Here is a 14,869-nt window from a genome sequence, read left to right as displayed (position 1 = left end):
TCACCTCCCAGTCGTCCGGCGGCCGGGGCGGTCCGCGGCCGCCGGTCACACTACCGCAATGATCAGGCGCCGGTGGCTGCCCGACGGAGGCGACGGGAGCGGTCCTGCGGCCGAGTTGTATTCTGCAACCAGCAAGGCGAGGAGGATCCGTGACGGCTGCCGGAACACCGGACGAGACGACGACCGTCCCCCTCGGCCCGGGTCCCGTGGACGCGGCCGTGGAGACCATCCACCGCGAGATGACGGCCTTCGCCCGCCGGGCCAGGGCCTCGGCGGGGCGCATGCATCCGCAGCTCTCCCTGGTGTCGTACACCCTGCTCGGACATCTGGAGGAGCGGGACGGACGCCGCGCCACGGACCTGGCCGCGCACTACGCGCTGGACAAGTCCACGGTCAGCCGCCAGGTGTCCGCGCTGCAGCGCGCCGGACTCGTCGAGCGGCGCGTCGACCCGGACGACCACCGGGTCCAGGTCCTGCACCTGACCGAGGCGGGGCGGCACATCCTGGGCGAGGTCACCGAGAGCCGCCGGGCCGCCTTCCGGGAGCGGCTCGCCGGCTGGCCCGCCGAGGACCTGCTCCGTTTCGCCGCGTACCTGGAGCGGTACAACGCGTGGCCGGGCGGGGCGCCGGGCGAGGAAGGGGACGGAGCAGCGCCCCGGGACACGTACGGTTGACGGGTACGCACTGACGACGGGACGCACTGACCACGCCGTCCGCGGGCGGCCCGCCCCGACGGCCCGAAAGGCACCACCGCATGAACACCACCCGAGGCTTCACCGGGCGCCCGCGCGCCGCCCGGCCGGGACTGCCGCCCGGCCAGTACGACGCGGGCGACGACTGGCCCGTGCTGTCCGCCGAGGTCACGCCGCAGATCGCGCCCGCCGACTGGAGCTTCCGGGTGGGCGGTCTGGTGGCCGAGCCCCGCACCTGGGACCTGGCCGCCGCGCGCCGGCTGCCGGCGTCGGGGTACGCGGGCGACATTCACTGCGTCACCGGCTGGTCCAAGTTCGGGGTGCGGTTCGGGGGCGTGTCCCTGGACGCCTTCCTGGACGCCGCGGGTCCGCTGCCGTCCGCCACGCACGCCGTCGCCCACGCGCACACCGGCTACACCGCGAACCTGCCGCTCGCGGACCTCACCGGCGGCCGGGCGTGGATCGTGTGGGAGTACGACGGGCGGCCGCTCGCCCCCGAGCACGGCGGTCCGGCACGGCTGGTGGTTCCGCACCTGTACTTCTGGAAGAGCGTCAAGTGGATCGCGGGCCTCGAACTCCTCGACCACGACGAGCCGGGGTTCTGGGAGCAGAACGGCTACCACGCGCGGGGCAACCCCTGGGAGGAACAGCGGTACTCCGGTGACTGAGACGGCCACGCACACGGCGGGGACCTTCACTCCCCCGGCCCGGTTCGCCGTGCCCGGACGCATCGAGGTGAGCGGCCGGGCCGCCACGACGTGGCGGACGGCCACGCTCACGGAGATCCGCCGCGAGACGCCCCGCGCGTCGACCTTCCGGCTGGCCGTGCCCGGCTGGGCGGGCCACCTGCCCGGCCAGCACCTGATGCTGCGGCTCACCGCCGAGGACGGCTACCGGGCCCAGCGCCACTACTCGCTGGCCTCCGCGCCGGACGACTCCGGGCACATCGAGCTGACCCTGGACCGGGTGCCCGACGGGGAGGTGTCCGGCTGGTTCCACACGGTGGCGCGGCCCGGCGACGAGATCGAGGTGCGCGGCCCGCTCAGCGGCTTCTTCGCCTGGCCGGGCGACCGGCCCGCCCTGCTCCTCGGCGCCGGGTCCGGCGTCGTCCCGCTGATGTCGATGGTGCGGCACCACCGGGCGCGGGGCCTCACCGTGCCGCTGCGCCTGCTCGTGTCGGCGCGCGGCCCCGAGGAACTGATCTACGCCCGTGAGTACGGCACGGAGACGACACCCGTGTTCACCCGCACCGCACCGGCCGGGGTGCCCGTGGGCCGGCTGGCCCCCGGGCACCTGGCGCCGTTGCTGGCCGATCCTCCGGCGGGCGGCTGGGAGGCCTACGTGTGCGGGTCCAACGCCTTCGCGGAGCACGCGTCGCGGCTGCTGGTGGCGGCCGGGCAGCCGGTGGACCGGATCCGGATCGAACGCTTCGGCTGATCCCGCCCGGACCGTGAACGAGTCCGCGGGACTGGGTACCTGTCCAGTGCGGGCATTCGCACACGTGGCGCGACACGAAGGCGCGGCGGCCCCTCCCGCACCCCCGGCCGTCCGTCCGTTCCTCCGGTCGCGGTGATCGCGGGGAGGTCGACATGCGAACCCGGGTACGCGGCTGGCGCTGGCGGCGCAATCCGCTGCGGCGCCGCTCGGACGTCGTCGAGGCGTGGCTCACGGTGGTCGTCGCCCTCCTGCTCTTCGTGGGCGCTCCGCTGCTCGGGGCCGCCACCGCCTGGTGGGGCTACGGGCAGGCCCAGGCGGTCGTCGCGCAACAGCGGGCCGAGCGGCACCACGTCCGCGCCACCGTGGTCGACCGCACCCCCGGCTCCCTGGCCACGGAACACCTGGGCGGCCAGCAGTCGTACCGTGCGGCCGTGCACTGGACGGCGCCCGACGGCACGGAGAAGAGCGCCACGGCACGGGTGCCGGCCGCCACCCGGCACGGCGACACGGTGGACGTGTGGCTGGATTCCCAGGGCCGGAGCGTGCCGCCGCCCTCGGACGGTGCCGAGATCTGGCAGCACAGTGCCACCGTCGGCTCGTTCACGGCCCTCGGGACCGCGCTCACGGTGCTCCTCGCGCACCGTGCCGTACGCGCGGTGACGCTGCGGCGCCGCCTGGCCGAGTGGGACCGCGAATGGGCACTGACCGAGCCGCAGTGGACCCACCGCCGGGCCTGACGGCACCCCCGCCCGCCTCGGCCCCGGGTACCGCCCGGACCTGGTCAGGGCACCGCCCGGACCTGGTCAGTCCTTCGGGCGCTCACGTACGGTGTGATCGCTCGTACGGACCGACACATCCCCGCAAAGGCGGTTTTCGATGGCCCTGTTCGACCTCCCGCTCGACGAACTGCGCGCGTACCGCAGCGCGTCGGCCGAACCCGAGGACTTCGACGCGTTCTGGAGCAAGACGCTCACGGAGGCCCGTGAGCACGACCTGGACGCCCGCTTCGAACCGGTCGACACGGGCCTCGCCACGGTGCGGGTGTACGACGTGACGTTCGCCGGGTTCGGCGGCCACCCGGTGAAGGGCTGGCTGACGCTGCCGGCCGCGGCGGCCGAGCCGCTGCCGCTGGTCGTGGAGTTCGTGGGGTACGGGGGCGGGCGCGGGCTGCCGCACGAGCACCTGCTGTGGGCGTCCACCGGCCGGGCCCACTTCGTGATGGACACCCGAGGCCAGGGCAGCGCCTGGGGCGGCGGTGGCGGGACCCCGGACCCCGTCGGGGGCACGCCCGCGTACCCGGGCTTCATGACCCGCGGCCTGGATGCTCCGGAGAACTACTACTACCGCCGGGTCTTCACCGACGCCGTGCGCGCGGTCGAGGCGGCCCGCTCGCACCCGCTGACCGACCCGGCCCGCACGGTCGCGCTCGGCGGCAGCCAGGGCGGCGGCATCACGATAGCGGTGGGCGGTCTGGTGCCGGACCTGGTCGCGGTCGCGCCGGACGTGCCGTTCCTGTGCGACTTCCCGCGCGCGACGACGCTCACCGACCGGCACCCGTACCGGGAGGTCGGCCTGTACCTGAAGACGCACCGCGGCCGTACCGAGGACGCGCTGCGCACGCTGTCCTACTTCGACGGTGTCCACTTCGCGGCGCGGGGCCGGACGCCCGCCCTGTTCTCGGCCGCGCTGGAGGACCAGACCTGCCCGCCGTCCACCGTTTTCGCGGCGTTCAACGCCTGGACGCACGAGGACAAGAGGATCGAGGTGTACGACTTCAACGACCACGAGGGCGGCGGGCCGTTCCAGGAGGCCGCGAAGCTGCGCTGGCTGAGCGCGTACGCCTGAGGTCCGCGGGTGGTGTTTCGGCCTAACCGGCGGCCCGGACTTCCCAGTTGGTTTAGACCAATGGTAATTCTGGTGGCGCACCGAGCCCGCGCGGCTACCGTACGTCATCAACAGGAGGCGCGGCATGGCCCGCACCACCCCTCACGACCCGTCCCCCCGGCCGCCCCTGTACCGCAGGGTGGCCGACCAGCTGCTCGCCGAACTGGAGGCCGGGACCGTCCCACCGGGCGAACGGCTGCCCGGTGAGCGCCGTCTGGCGGAGCGCTACGGAGTGAGCCGGGAGACCGTGCGGCAGGCGCTGGAGGTGCTGCGCCGGGACGGTCGGCTCAGCACCGACCGGCGGGGCAGCCACGTCGCCCTGCCGGGACCGCCGGCCGGCAGTCCGGCGCCGCTCGTCTTCCCGGTGGGCGCCCGGTCGGCCGAACCCCGCACCGGTGACCGGGGCACCGTCGTGTGGGCACCGCCGCCGCCGGAGCACGCCGCGGCGCTGGGGCTGGTGCCGGGCCGGCCGACGCTGATGCACCGCTTCACGTCGGCGGCGGCCGGCGGAGACGGCAGGCGGACGGCCGTGACGTCGTTCTCCGCCGTGGCACTCGCCGAGGTCGAGGAGCTGGCCCGCTACCGCGACCGCGCCGACGGCGTCGCCTGTGCCCAACTGCGGCGGGCCTACGACTGGATGCGCCGGGCGGGCCTGACCCTGCACCACCGGGACACCATCACCCTCCAGCCCGACACCGCGTCGGTGCGGGTCGTGCGGCGGGTGCACGACCAGTACGCGCGGCCGCTGGAGATCACGGACCTCCTGGTGGACACGCGCCGGGACGCCCTGGTCTACGAGTTCACCCTGCCCGCGGCCGGCTGACGCGGCGGCCGGAGGGACGCCCGGGCCACGACCAGCCGGACCCGCGGACTGCCGTCGGGGCGGCACCCGAACTCCGGCAGGGCGTGCAGGTCCGCCCGGAACCCGGCACGCGCCAGCTCGCGGCCCACGTCCCCGAGCCGGAAGGTCCGGTAGTACATGACGAACGGCGGGCGCCACAGCGCGTTGCGCACCCGCATCGCCGTGTCGAAGCCGAGCAGCGTCCAGTACGCCGCCGAACCGGGCCGGGGCGGGGCCGCGACGGGGAAGGCGAAGCAGCCGCCCGGCCGGAGCACCGAGCGCACCTGACCGAACAGGCCCGGCAGTTCGCGGGGCAGGAAGTGCCCGAACGCCCCGAAGCTCACCACGAGGTCGAAGGCGGGGCCGAACGGCAGCGCGCGGGCGTCCGCGCGCACCCAGGAGACCGCCGGGCCCCGCGGCGGGGTGCGCTCCCGCGCCACCCGGAGCATGCCGGCGCTGAAGTCGGCCCCGGTCACGCTCTCCCGGCACACCCGGGCCAGAACGCCCGCGCCCGCGCCGGTGCCGCAGCACAGGTCGAGTCCGGCGGCGAAGGGCCCCATCGGCTCCAGCGCACGGGCGACGGCGTCCAGCACCCGGTCCGGTGTCCGGTACGGGGTGTGGTCGAACTTCGGGGCGAGCAGGTCGTAGCCCCGCTCGACCGACGACAGTGCCTGGACGGCGAGTTCGCGCAGGGTGGGGCCTTCGGGGCTGAACATCCGGTCAGCCTAGGGCTTGTCCGCCGGGCTCGGCCGGGGCGCGCCGCTCGCTCAGCACGGTGAGGACGCGCTCGCACCAGCGGGCGTTCTCCCGCTCGAACGCGATCCCGGCGGCCAGGGTGAGGTAGGGCCCGACGCGGCCGGCGTCCCGGAGGTGCTCCTCCTCGGTGCGGCCGTCCAGGAGCCGTTCGCGCATCCGCTCGTACCGGGCGAGCTTGCCCAGCGCCCAGGCCCTGCGCTCCTCTACCAGCGCGCGCACGGCCCGGGGGTCGACGCCGTCCATGGCCTGCATCTTGATCAGGAACTCGTCGCGGATGGCGGTGGGCCGCCGGGTCGGCTCGGCGGCGAAGACGCCCAACTGCTCCCGGCCGGCCGCGGTGAGCGAGAACAGCCGCTTGGTGGGCCTGCGTTCCTGCGGCACGGTGCGGGCCTCGATGAGTCCGTCGCCCGCGAGGCGCTCCAGCTCCCGGTAGAGCTGCTGCGGCGTGGCGGGCCAGAAGTTGGCGAGCGACACGTCGAAGACCTTGGACAGCTCGTAACCCGAGGCCTCGCCCTCCAGCAGGGCGGCCAGGACGGCGTACTTGAGAGACATGTCGACACGCTAGCAAGCGGGGAGCAGGACGAATACTCTACTCCGCATCTATTCAAATAGTTGAGTACCGAGGAGTGGTGATGCGGGCATTCCGCGAGGCCATCGAGGCGCACGACCTGGACGCCGTCGAAGCACTGCTGGCCGACGACGTCGTCTTCTCCAGCCCTGTCGTCTTCAAGCCCTACCGGGGCAGGGCGGTCACGGCCGCGATCCTGCGCGCGGTGGAGCGCGTCTTCGAGGACTTCCGCTACGAACGCGCCATCGGCGAGGCGGACGGCCGCGACCACGCCCTGCTCTTCACCGCACGGGTGGGGGACCGCGAGATCGGCGGGTGCGACGTCCTGCGGCTCGACGCGTCCGGCCGCATCGCCGAACTGACCGTGATGGTCCGCCCGTTGTCGGGCGCGCAGGCCCTTCAGGCGGCCATGGCCGAGCAGTTCGAACGGATCGCGCGGGAGGCGGAGGCGGCCGGGGTGCGCTCGGACGACTGAGACCGGCACGGCAGGCGCGGCAGACACGGAGGGAGGGCGGGGACGCGGGACGCGGGGACGGTGTGGTAGGGTGCTCGCAGCACTTGCGTACGCCCCTTTCGACGGGGCGCCGGTGCGAGTTCCCTTTCAGTGCGCAGATCCGCCCGTCCTGGTGCGACCGGCGGTCCGCTTCTCAGCACGACCTCGTGAGCAGGGCTTTCGTCCCCGCTGGGTTCGAGGTGCTGTTTCCGCCGCCCGGAGGCGTGTCGTTCCGACCCCTCGCGGCTCCCCCCTTCCTTCCGCATGCCCCATGCCCGTGTCCTCGAAAGGACCGACCACCATGACCACCACACTCGAACACCCCCCTGTACAGCAGTCCCCGGCCGAGACCGCGAGCGGTGTCCTCGACATCGAGGCGGGCGGCAAGGGGTACCTGCGGGGCGAGCGCCTGCTGCCCGAGCCCTCCGACCTGGCCCTCTCCCCCGCGCTGATCCGCCGGCACGGGCTGCGCAGGGGAGACCTCGTCGAGGGCGTGCGCGGCGAGAGGCGCACCCTGACCGAGGTCGTCCGCGTGAACGGCCGTACGCCCGAACGGCCCGGCGGCCGACGGCACTTCGCCGACCTGACCCCGCTGCACCCGCACGAGCGCCTGCGGCTGGAACACCCGGCGGCCGGACTCGCCGGACGCGTCGTCGACCTCCTGGCCCCCGTCGGCAAGGGTCAGCGCGGCCTGATCGTCGCGCCGCCGAAGACCGGCAAGACCGTCCTGCTCCAGCAGTTCGCCGCCGCCGTGGCCGGCAACCACCCCGAGGCCCGGCTCATGGTGCTGCTGCTCGACGAACGCCCCGAGGAGGTCACCGACATGCGGCGCTCGGTGCGGGGCGAGGTGTACGCCTCGACCTTCGACCGGAGCGCCAAGCAGCACATCGCGCTCGCCGAGCTGGTGATCGAGCGGGCCAAGCGGCTCGTCGAGGCCGGCGAGGACGTCGTCGTCCTCCTGGATTCCCTCACCCGGCTGTGCAGGGCGCACAACAACGCCGCCTCGTCGGGCGGCCGCACGCTCAGCGGCGGTGTCGACGCGGGGGCGCTGCTGGGCCCCAAGCGCTTCTTCGGCGCGGCCCGCAAGGCCGAGGAGGGCGGCTCCCTCACCGTCCTGGCCACCGCGCTGGTGGAGACCGGTTCGCGCGCGGACGACTTCTACTTCGAGGAGCTCAAGAGCACCGGCAACATGGAACTGCGACTGAGCCGGGACCTCGCCTCGCGCCGGGTCTTCCCGGCCGTGGAGGCGACCGGCTCGGGCACCCGGCGCGAGGAGCTCCTGCTGTCCGCGGCCGAGGCGACCGCCGTGCGCGGGCTGAGGCGGGCCCTGGGGGCGCGGGACGGGCAGCCGGGCGTGGAGACCCTGCTGGAGCGGCTGCGCCGCACGCCGGACAACGCGACGTTCCTGCGGCAGGTGCAGCCCACGCTGCCCGCGGACTGACGCCCCTTCGACCGCGCCGCCGGGCCTCGCCTCACCGGCCGCCGTTGCGGCATCCGGGTGCTTGCGGGCGCGACCCGGCCCGGTCGGCGTGGTGGCGCGGGGGGCCGTTCCTAGGTTTGCGGTATGACTATCGGATTTTCATTCCGGGCGGTTCGGTCCACCTGCTTGCTCTGCCTGGCGGGGCTGCTGACCCTCGTGCCGGCCACCGCGGCCGCTCGCACGGGGCGTCCGGACCCCGGCCCGCCCGGTGGCGCGGGTGCGCAGCCCTCACCGCTGTACCGCTCCGGCACCCAGGTCCGGCCGCACCCGGGAGCGCCCCGGGTCCCCGATGTCTCCGCCCTGTCCTGGGTCGTGGCCGACGCCGGTACGGGCGACGTGCTGGCGGCGAACGACGCGCACCGCGCGCTGCCCCCGGCCAGCACCCTCAAGACCCTGTTCGCCCTGACCGTGCTGCCGGCCCTGCCGGGCGGCCTCCACCACGAGGTCGACCCGGAGGACCTGTCGGGCATCGGCCCGGGCAGCAGCCTCGTCGGCGTCGTCGAGGGCGAGACGTACCGGCTCTCCGACCTGTGGAACGGCGTCTTCCTCAGCTCCGGGAACGACGCCGTGCACGTCCTCGCCTCACTCACCGGCGGCTGGAGTGCCACGGCCGCCCGGATGCAGGCCAAGGCCCGCGCCCTGGGCGCCCGCGACACCCACGTCCGGTCGCCAGACGGGTACGACGCGCCGGGCCAGGTCTCGTCGGCGTACGACCTGGCCGTCTTCGGCCGGGCGGGGCTGCGGCGGCCCGACTTCGCGCGCTACTGCGCCACGGTCGACGCGATGTTCCCCGGCCGCGACGGGAGTTCGTTCGGGATCGTCAACACCAACCGGCTCCTCACCGGCGCCGACGGCGTGGAGCCGTACCCGGGGCTGATCGGCGTCAAGAACGGCTACACCAGCAACGCGGGCAACACGCTCGTCGCCGCCGCCCGCCGCGCCGGGCGGACCCTCGTCGTCACGGTGATGAACCCGCAGCGGGGCGGCGGCCACGCCGTGTACGAGGAGGCCCGGTCCCTGCTCGACTGGGGCTTCGAGGCGGACGGGGAGGTGGACCCGGTGGGATCGCTGCTCCCCGACGGCACCGGGCCGCGGCAGGGACCTCCGGCGGTGCCCGCGGCGGCGCCCGCGGCGCAGCCGGCCGAGGACGGGCCGGGCTGGCCGGAGACCGGCGCGATCCTGGGCGTCGCGGCGCTCGGCGCGGGCGTCACGGCCCTCGCCCTGCGGCTCAAGCTGGTGCGGGACAAGGTGACGTGACGCCGCCGGATCAGAACACCGACAGCCCGGTCAGTGTGGTGAAGCGGTCCAGGGCCGCCACCCCGGCCACCGAGTTGCCCCGCTCGTCCAGGCCCGGACTCCACACGCACAGGGTGCAGTGGCCCGGCACGACCGCGATGATGCCGCCGCCGACCCCGCTCTTGCCGGGCAGGCCCACCCGGTGGGCGAAGTCACCGGCCGCGTCGTAGGTCCCGCAGGTCAGCATCACCGCGTTGATCTGCTTGGCCCTGCTGCGGCTCAGCAGCCGGCTGCCGTCGGCGCGGATGCCGTGCCGTGCCAGGAAACCGGTCGCCAGGGCCAGGTCGGCACAGGAGGCGGCGACGGAGCACTGGCGGAAGTACTGGTCGAGCAGGACCGGCACGGGGTTGTCGATGTTGCCGTACGACGCCATGAAGTGGGCGAGGGCGGCGTTGCGGTCGCCGTGCGCGGCCTCGGAGGCGGCGACCTCCGCGTCGTGGGTGAGGTCCGGGTTGCCGCTCTCCTCGCGCAGGAAGGCGAGGAGTTCACCGGCCGCGTCGCCGGTTCGGGTGTGCAGCCGGTCGGTGACGACGAGGGCGCCCGCGTTGATGAACGGGTTGCGCGGGATGCCGTTCTCGTACTCCAGCTGCACCAGGGAGTTGAACGGATTGCCGGACGGCTCGCGCCCCACGTGCTCCCACAGGGCGTCGCCCTCCCTGGCCAGGTCGAGGGCGAGGGTGAAGACCTTGGTGATGGACTGCGCGGAGAACGGCTCCCGCCAGTCCCCCACTCCGTACACCGTGCCGTCCGGCTCGGCGACGGCCATGCCGAAGCGGCGCGGGTCGCGGGCGGCGAGCGCGGGGATGTAGTCGGCCGGACGCCCGCTGCCCGGGGTCCGCTCGATCTCCTCGGCGATGCGCTCCAGGACGGGCCGGAAGGTCGTCGGTGTGCTCATGATCGCCATTCTCCCTCCGGGCACCTCACGGCGGCGGGAGGCCGACGGCGGGTGGGCCCCCGCACCGGGGTGGTGCTGGCCACACCCCTGTTCCGGGGGCGGACGCCATTCTGCGGCCGGGCCGCCGTTCACATACTCGGGTACATGGTCGATTCAACGGTGCTCGTCGAGAGCCTGCCCACGCCCGCCCGGGAGAAGGAACGCGAGAAGGGGAGCGACTTCTCCGAACTCTCCCGGCGCATAGCCGACGCGGGGCTGCTCCGGCGCCGCCCCCTCTACTACACGGTGCGTTTCGGCGCCGTCGCCCTCGCCCTGGCGGGGGGTGTCGCCGCGTTCGTCGCCCTGGGGGACAGCTGGGGCCAGCTCCTCGTCGCGGTCGCGCTCGCCGTCGTCTTCGGCCAGCTCGGGCTCGCGGCCCACGACCTCGCCCACCGGCAGGTCTTCTCGCGCCGGCGCCCCAGCGAGGCGGGCGGCCTGCTGACGGCCAACCTGCTGCTCGGCATGAGCTACGGCTGGTGGATGAACAAGCACACCCGCCACCACGCCAATCCCAACCACGAGGAGAAGGACCCGGACGTCTCCCCCGACATCCTGGTGTGGTCGCGGGGCCAGGCGAGCCGGGCGACGGGGCTGCCGCGCTTCGTCGGCAGGCACCAGGCCGCCCTGTTCTTCCCGCTGCTGACGCTGGAAGGGCTCAACCTGAGCTTCAACAGCTTCAAGGCCCTGGGCGGCCGGGCCGTGAAACGTCCGGTCCTGGAGGGCACGCTGCTCGTCGCCCACTTCGCGCTCTACTTCGGCGGCCTGTTCACGGTCCTGTCCCCGGGCAAGGCACTCGCCTTCCTCGCCGTCCACCAGGGGCTGTTCGGGATCTACCTGGGCTCGGTCTTCGCGCCCAACCACAAGGGCATGCCGATGATCGAGGAGGGCACGCGGCTGGACTTCCTGCGCCGCCAGGTCCTCACCTCCCGCAACGTGCGGGGCGGCGTGCTCGTCGACGTCTTCATGGGCGGTCTCAACTACCAGATCGAGCACCACCTCTTCCCCAGCATGCCGACCCCCGCACTCGGCCGGGCGCAGGTCCTCACCGAGGCGTACTGCGCGGAGCTGGGCGTGCCGTACCACCAGACGGGGCTGCTGGCCTCGCACCGCGAGGCCCTGCGGCACATGAGGAGCGTCGGGGAGCCGCTGCGCGCGGCCCGCTGACCGGGCGGGCGCGCCCGGCGGTCAGCTCTGCAGCACGCCCGCGCCGAGCAGCCCGAACAGCAGCACGCCGACCGCGATCCGGTAGATCACGAACGCGTTGAAGGTGTGCCGGGCGACGAACCTCAGCAGCCAGGCGATGGAGGCGTAGGCCACCACGAAGGAGACGAGGGTGCCGACCGCCAGGGGCGCGGCACCCGCTCCCGTTCCCAGGGCGTCCTTCAGCTCGTACAGACCCGCGCCGGTCAGGGCGGGGATGCCGAGGAAGAAGGACAGCCGGGTGGCGGCGACCCGGTCGAGGTCGAGCAGCAGGGCGGTGGACATGGTGGCGCCGGAGCGGGAGAAGCCTGGGAAGAGCAGCGCGAGGATCTGGGAGCCGCCGACCAGCATCGCGTCCTTGAAGGACGTGTCGTCCTCGCCCCGCTTGTGCCGGCCGGTGCGGTCGGCCCACCACATCACGCCGCTGCCGACGATCAGGGAGCCGGCGACCACCCACAGGGAGGCGAGGGGGCCCTTGATCAGGGGCTTGGCGGCCAGGCCGACGAGGACGATGGGGACGGTGGCGAAGACGACCCACCAGGCGAACCTGTAGTCGTGGTGGTAGCGCTCCTGCGGGTCGCGCAGCCCGCGTCCCCAGGCCGAGACGATCCGCGCGATGTCCTTGGAGAAGTAGACGAGCACGGCGGCGATCGCGCCGACCTGGATGACCGCGGAGAAGCCGATGACGGCGTCGTCGTCGACCGGGATGCCCATCAGACCCTCGACGATCTTGAGGTGTCCGGTGGAGGACACGGGCAGGAACTCGGTCACCCCCTCGACCGCTCCGAGGACGACGGCCTGACCGATGCTGATGGCGCTCATGGCATCCAGTTCCTACTACACCGGGCCGTGTGCCCGGCGTCAGTTCCAGAGCGCGTCGGCCAGAGTCACCCCCGCGAACGCCGCCGCGAGGCCGGCCGCCACGCTCCCCAGCACGTTGACGGCGGCCTGCAGGCGCGCGCCGGTCTCGGTCAGCCGGAGGGTCTCGTAGGAGAAGGTCGAGTACGTCGTGAGGGCGCCGCACAGTCCGGTCCCCAGCAGCAGCCGCACCTCGGAGCCGGCCGCTCCGGCCAGGGCGGCCCCGGTCAGGACGCCGAGGACCAGGCTGCCGGTCACGTTGACGGTGAAGGTGCCCCAGGGGAAGACGGAGTCGTGCCGGGACTGCACGGCCCGGTCGGTGAGGTAGCGCAGCGGCGCGCCGATCATGCCGCCCGCGACGACCAGGAGCCAGTTCACGACGGCCTCCTGCCCTCGTACCTGACGACCTCGCACGGGTCGAGGGTGACCAGGCCCCCGGTGACGAGTTCGTCCAGCAGCGGCAGGAAGCCGCGGACCCGCTCCTCGGTGTCGACGACGACGACGGCCACCGGCAGGTCCTCGCTCAGGGACAGCAGCCTGCTGGTGTGGATGAGCGAGGAGGCGCCGAAGCCCTCGACGCCCCGGAAGACGCTGGCGCCCGCGAGGCCCGCCGCGTGGGCGCGGTGGACGATCTCCGCGTACAGGGGGCGGTGGTGCCAGGTGTCGTTCTCGCCGACGATGACGGTCAGGCGCAGTGCGCCGCCGGTCAGCCTCGTCATGACTGCCTCCACTTCAGGACCCGGCGGGCCGCCCATGCGGCGAGCCACACCGCCGTGAGTGCCGCGAGCGGGGTCGCGGCGAGGTAGGCCAGGCCGGTCGGGACCCGGCCGTCGGCGAACAGGTTCCGGCTGTCGACGGCGTAGGTGGAGAAGGTGGTGAAGCCGCCGAGGACGCCGGTGCCGAAGAAGGGCCTCACCAGCCGGTGGGCGGTCCACACCTCGGTGATGACCACCATGAACACGCCGATCACGGCGCACCCGACGGCGTTGACACCGAGGATCGTCCAGGGGAAGCCGCCGGCCGGCGTGGGCCACCACAGGGAGGCCGCGTAGCGGGCGGCGGCGCCGGTGCCGCCGCCGAGGGCGACGACCGCGACGACCGGTGCCTGGGCCCGCCACCGGGGCCGTCCCGGGGTGCTCGCCCGGACCCGGCCGATGCCGCCGGTCTTCGGGACTGTCATGGTCGTACGTCTCCTACTCGCCGGGCAGGGGTGTGCCCCCCGTGCGCAAGTAGGGACCGTTGGCGGCGTCAGAGCCGCGGTTCGGGTACGGCGGGCCCCACCGCCGCGCCGCGTCCCTGCGGGTCGCGGCCGATGCTCAGCGTAACGCCGGGGCGGCGTCCGGGTCATCCCGGGAGGGGACCCGCGGCTGCCGGCCGACCGTCCCGGAGACGGGCGCCGCCCCGGCGGTCGGTCGAGCCATGTGTGACATTCCACCCATATCGTCCGCGGTGCTACCGTTCAGTCATGGCAGCCGGAACCGCTGGTGCGCGGCTCGAGGAACGGTGGCGGGGCATCCTCTCCGTGCACGCGCGCACGATGTGCGAGATCGACCGGGTGCTGCATCCGCACGGTCTGGGCGCGAGCGACTTCGAGGTGCTGGACCTCCTGGTGGCCGAGGGCCCGGGGGACGGCGACCGGTGCCGGGTGCAGAACCTGGTGGGCCGGGTCCACCTGAGCCAGAGCGCGCTGTCCCGGCTCATCGCCCGGCTGGAGAGGGACGGGCTGGTGAGGCGCTCCACGTGCGCGGAGGACCGGCGAGGGGTGTACGTCGCGCTCACCCCCAGGGGCCGCGACCTGCACGCCGAGATCCTGCCGCTGCAGCGGGCCGCGCTGGCCCGCACGCTCGGCGACGACGAGGGCCCCCGCCCCTTCTGAGGGGGCGAAGGCCCTGGGCGACGCGGGTCCCGGCCCTCAGGGACGGGCGAGCAGCGTGCGCACGCCGTCCGACGTGAGGGTGAGGCGGTGCTCAGAGCCGGCGTCGATGGACAGCGACAGGTCGTCGGCCGGCCACTGCGCGGCGAGGGCGCCGAGCGGCACCATGCGGTAGCGGGAGACGTACGGCAGCAGGCCGGCCATCTCCAGCTCCGAGGTGAACACGGGCACCACCTGGCGGCCGCCCTGCTGTTCCAGCACCGGCAGCGCCAGCATCCCGGGGTCGGCGGCGTCCTGGTCGTTCGCGTCGTCGGGCACCGGCACGAGGACGTCGCTGCTCGCGAGCGTGTCGAGCGCCGCCGTGTCCTCAGTGTTCTCGGCGAGCGTGTCCAGCGCCCGCTGGGCGGGGGTGACGGGGTGGTCGTTCGCGGGTGTCTCCATGGCAGATTCCCTGGTAGCGGCGGTGGTACGGCCCGCGCGGACGATCGGCACGTACGCGGTCCAACGCGGTCCAGCAACGCGGTCCAGCCTCGCGTACCCGGGACGCCCACGGCGCA

Annotated in this window: 19 protein-coding genes; 11 read left to right on the top strand and 8 right to left on the bottom strand. The window is 73.9% G+C overall.

Features of this window, described 5'->3' with window-relative positions; all coding sequences use genetic code 11:
* Positions 1-149 precede the first annotated feature (149 nt).
* From Sdi02f_RS27145 to Sdi02f_RS27120, 6 genes are all read left to right on the top strand, one after another.
* Positions 150-674 (top strand): MarR family winged helix-turn-helix transcriptional regulator, encoded by a 525-nt coding sequence (locus Sdi02f_RS27145; protein WP_030398905.1) that lies wholly within the window; start codon positions 150-152, stop codon positions 672-674.
* 80 nt (positions 675-754) lie between these two features.
* Positions 755-1,360, top strand: coding sequence for a sulfite oxidase-like oxidoreductase (locus Sdi02f_RS27140; protein ID WP_030398904.1), 606 nt, complete (start codon positions 755-757; stop codon positions 1,358-1,360).
* Positions 1,353-2,129, top strand: coding sequence for a ferredoxin reductase (locus Sdi02f_RS27135; RefSeq protein WP_030398903.1), 777 nt, complete (start codon positions 1,353-1,355; stop codon positions 2,127-2,129). Before Sdi02f_RS27140 ends, Sdi02f_RS27135 begins: the two co-directional genes overlap by 8 nt.
* 152 nt (positions 2,130-2,281) lie before the next feature.
* Entirely contained in the window at positions 2,282-2,866 is a 585-nt protein-coding gene (locus tag Sdi02f_RS27130) for an Rv1733c family protein (protein ID WP_030398902.1), read from the top strand.
* A gap of 139 nt (positions 2,867-3,005) precedes the next feature.
* Positions 3,006-3,974 carry an acetylxylan esterase gene (locus Sdi02f_RS27125; RefSeq protein WP_031081248.1) on the top strand — a complete coding sequence of 323 codons (969 nt, stop codon included), beginning with the start codon at positions 3,006-3,008 and terminating at the stop codon, positions 3,972-3,974.
* A 124-nt stretch (positions 3,975-4,098) separates the two neighbouring features.
* Positions 4,099-4,836, top strand: a complete 738-nt coding sequence (locus tag Sdi02f_RS27120) for a winged helix-turn-helix domain-containing protein (protein WP_053639823.1) — start codon at positions 4,099-4,101, stop codon at positions 4,834-4,836.
* Here the strand turns inward: Sdi02f_RS27120 and Sdi02f_RS27115 are convergent.
* Both Sdi02f_RS27115 and Sdi02f_RS27110 read right to left on the bottom strand, forming a co-directional pair.
* Positions 4,806-5,570: a class I SAM-dependent methyltransferase gene (locus Sdi02f_RS27115; protein WP_053639824.1), complete on the bottom strand. Its 765-nt coding sequence runs from the start codon at positions 5,568-5,570 to the stop codon at positions 4,806-4,808. The genes Sdi02f_RS27120 and Sdi02f_RS27115 overlap by 31 nt on opposite strands.
* A gap of 4 nt (positions 5,571-5,574) precedes the next feature.
* Entirely contained in the window at positions 5,575-6,162 is a 588-nt protein-coding gene (locus Sdi02f_RS27110) for a PadR family transcriptional regulator (protein WP_030398898.1), read from the bottom strand.
* Positions 6,163-6,242: 80 nt separating this feature from the next.
* Here Sdi02f_RS27110 and Sdi02f_RS27105 point away from each other — a divergent pair, with 80 nt between their 5' ends.
* From Sdi02f_RS27105 to Sdi02f_RS27095, 3 genes are all read left to right on the top strand, one after another.
* Complete coding sequence (locus Sdi02f_RS27105) at positions 6,243-6,653, top strand: nuclear transport factor 2 family protein (RefSeq protein WP_108934186.1); 411 nt, start codon at positions 6,243-6,245, stop codon at positions 6,651-6,653.
* A gap of 319 nt (positions 6,654-6,972) precedes the next feature.
* Positions 6,973-8,112, top strand: a complete 1,140-nt coding sequence (rho, locus tag Sdi02f_RS27100; protein WP_053639826.1) for a transcription termination factor Rho — start codon at positions 6,973-6,975, stop codon at positions 8,110-8,112.
* A gap of 123 nt (positions 8,113-8,235) precedes the next feature.
* On the top strand, positions 8,236-9,408 hold the full coding sequence (locus Sdi02f_RS27095; RefSeq protein WP_053639827.1) for a D-alanyl-D-alanine carboxypeptidase family protein: 1,173 nt from the start codon (positions 8,236-8,238) through the stop codon (positions 9,406-9,408).
* A 10-nt stretch (positions 9,409-9,418) separates the two neighbouring features.
* Here the strand turns inward: Sdi02f_RS27095 and Sdi02f_RS27090 are convergent, their stop codons facing one another.
* On the bottom strand, positions 9,419-10,351 hold the full coding sequence (locus tag Sdi02f_RS27090; protein WP_031081228.1) for a glutaminase: 933 nt from the start codon (positions 10,349-10,351) through the stop codon (positions 9,419-9,421).
* 135 nt (positions 10,352-10,486) lie between these two features.
* On the opposite strand from Sdi02f_RS27090, the gene Sdi02f_RS27085 reads away from it, so the two are divergent.
* Positions 10,487-11,545 (top strand): fatty acid desaturase family protein, encoded by a 1,059-nt coding sequence (locus Sdi02f_RS27085; protein WP_030398893.1) that lies wholly within the window; start codon positions 10,487-10,489, stop codon positions 11,543-11,545.
* 21 nt (positions 11,546-11,566) lie between these two features.
* Here Sdi02f_RS27085 and Sdi02f_RS27080 read toward each other — a convergent pair whose 3' ends face one another.
* Genes Sdi02f_RS27080 through crcB (Sdi02f_RS27065) form a run of 4 tightly spaced genes read right to left on the bottom strand, consistent with a single transcriptional unit; the run spans position 11,567 to position 13,619 of the window.
* Complete coding sequence (locus Sdi02f_RS27080) at positions 11,567-12,403, bottom strand: undecaprenyl-diphosphate phosphatase (RefSeq protein WP_031081226.1); 837 nt, start codon at positions 12,401-12,403, stop codon at positions 11,567-11,569.
* A 39-nt stretch (positions 12,404-12,442) separates the two neighbouring features.
* Positions 12,443-12,817 (bottom strand): fluoride efflux transporter CrcB, encoded by a 375-nt coding sequence (gene crcB, locus Sdi02f_RS27075; protein WP_030398891.1) that lies wholly within the window; start codon positions 12,815-12,817, stop codon positions 12,443-12,445.
* Positions 12,814-13,158, bottom strand: coding sequence for a DUF190 domain-containing protein (locus Sdi02f_RS27070; RefSeq protein WP_053639828.1), 345 nt, complete (start codon positions 13,156-13,158; stop codon positions 12,814-12,816). The genes crcB (Sdi02f_RS27075) and Sdi02f_RS27070 overlap by 4 nt, the downstream gene beginning before the upstream one ends.
* The gene (crcB, locus tag Sdi02f_RS27065; protein WP_030398889.1) at positions 13,155-13,619 is read right to left on the bottom strand and encodes a fluoride efflux transporter CrcB; all 465 of its coding nucleotides are present in this window, start codon (positions 13,617-13,619) and stop codon (positions 13,155-13,157) included. Before crcB (Sdi02f_RS27065) ends, Sdi02f_RS27070 begins: the two co-directional genes overlap by 4 nt.
* 285 nt (positions 13,620-13,904) lie before the next feature.
* On the opposite strand from crcB (Sdi02f_RS27065), the gene Sdi02f_RS27060 reads away from it, so the two are divergent.
* Positions 13,905-14,315 carry a MarR family winged helix-turn-helix transcriptional regulator gene (locus tag Sdi02f_RS27060; protein WP_031081222.1) on the top strand — a complete coding sequence of 137 codons (411 nt, stop codon included), beginning with the start codon at positions 13,905-13,907 and terminating at the stop codon, positions 14,313-14,315.
* A 36-nt stretch (positions 14,316-14,351) separates the two neighbouring features.
* On the opposite strand, the gene Sdi02f_RS27055 is transcribed toward Sdi02f_RS27060, so the two are convergent.
* On the bottom strand, positions 14,352-14,753 hold the full coding sequence (locus Sdi02f_RS27055) for an SseB family protein (protein ID WP_030398887.1): 402 nt from the start codon (positions 14,751-14,753) through the stop codon (positions 14,352-14,354).
* Positions 14,754-14,869: the final 116 nt, after the last annotated feature.

It is taken from the genome of Streptomyces ardesiacus (assembly GCF_003112575.1).
Lineage (GTDB): Bacteria > Actinomycetota > Actinomycetes > Streptomycetales > Streptomycetaceae > Streptomyces > Streptomyces ardesiacus.
This window is presented reverse-complemented; position numbering and strand designations above follow the sequence as displayed.

What these genes read in the sequence shown, in the direction of transcription:
- Sdi02f_RS27140 (WP_030398904.1), top strand. Translation starts at nt 755, where the DNA reads ATGAACACCACCCGAGGCTTCACCGGGCGCCCGCGCGCCGCCCGGCCG.
- Sdi02f_RS27130 (WP_030398902.1), top strand. Translation starts at nt 2,282, where the DNA reads ATGCGAACCCGGGTACGCGGCTGGCGCTGGCGGCGCAATCCGCTGCGG.
- Sdi02f_RS27125 (WP_031081248.1), top strand. Translation starts at nt 3,006, where the DNA reads ATGGCCCTGTTCGACCTCCCGCTCGACGAACTGCGCGCGTACCGCAGC.
- Sdi02f_RS27120 (WP_053639823.1), top strand. Translation starts at nt 4,099, where the DNA reads ATGGCCCGCACCACCCCTCACGACCCGTCCCCCCGGCCGCCCCTGTAC.
- Sdi02f_RS27115 (WP_053639824.1), bottom strand. Translation starts at nt 5,570, where the DNA reads ATGTTCAGCCCCGAAGGCCCCACCCTGCGCGAACTCGCCGTCCAGGCA.
- Sdi02f_RS27110 (WP_030398898.1), bottom strand. Translation starts at nt 6,162, where the DNA reads ATGTCTCTCAAGTACGCCGTCCTGGCCGCCCTGCTGGAGGGCGAGGCC.
- Sdi02f_RS27105 (WP_108934186.1), top strand. Translation starts at nt 6,243, where the DNA reads ATGCGGGCATTCCGCGAGGCCATCGAGGCGCACGACCTGGACGCCGTC.
- rho (WP_053639826.1), top strand. Translation starts at nt 6,973, where the DNA reads ATGACCACCACACTCGAACACCCCCCTGTACAGCAGTCCCCGGCCGAG.
- Sdi02f_RS27095 (WP_053639827.1), top strand. Translation starts at nt 8,236, where the DNA reads ATGACTATCGGATTTTCATTCCGGGCGGTTCGGTCCACCTGCTTGCTC.
- Sdi02f_RS27090 (WP_031081228.1), bottom strand. Translation starts at nt 10,351, where the DNA reads ATGGCGATCATGAGCACACCGACGACCTTCCGGCCCGTCCTGGAGCGC.
- Sdi02f_RS27085 (WP_030398893.1), top strand. Translation starts at nt 10,487, where the DNA reads ATGGTCGATTCAACGGTGCTCGTCGAGAGCCTGCCCACGCCCGCCCGG.
- Sdi02f_RS27080 (WP_031081226.1), bottom strand. Translation starts at nt 12,403, where the DNA reads ATGAGCGCCATCAGCATCGGTCAGGCCGTCGTCCTCGGAGCGGTCGAG.
- Sdi02f_RS27070 (WP_053639828.1), bottom strand. Translation starts at nt 13,158, where the DNA reads ATGACGAGGCTGACCGGCGGCGCACTGCGCCTGACCGTCATCGTCGGC.
- crcB (WP_030398889.1), bottom strand. Translation starts at nt 13,619, where the DNA reads ATGACAGTCCCGAAGACCGGCGGCATCGGCCGGGTCCGGGCGAGCACC.
- Sdi02f_RS27060 (WP_031081222.1), top strand. Translation starts at nt 13,905, where the DNA reads ATGGCAGCCGGAACCGCTGGTGCGCGGCTCGAGGAACGGTGGCGGGGC.
- Sdi02f_RS27055 (WP_030398887.1), bottom strand. Translation starts at nt 14,753, where the DNA reads ATGGAGACACCCGCGAACGACCACCCCGTCACCCCCGCCCAGCGGGCG.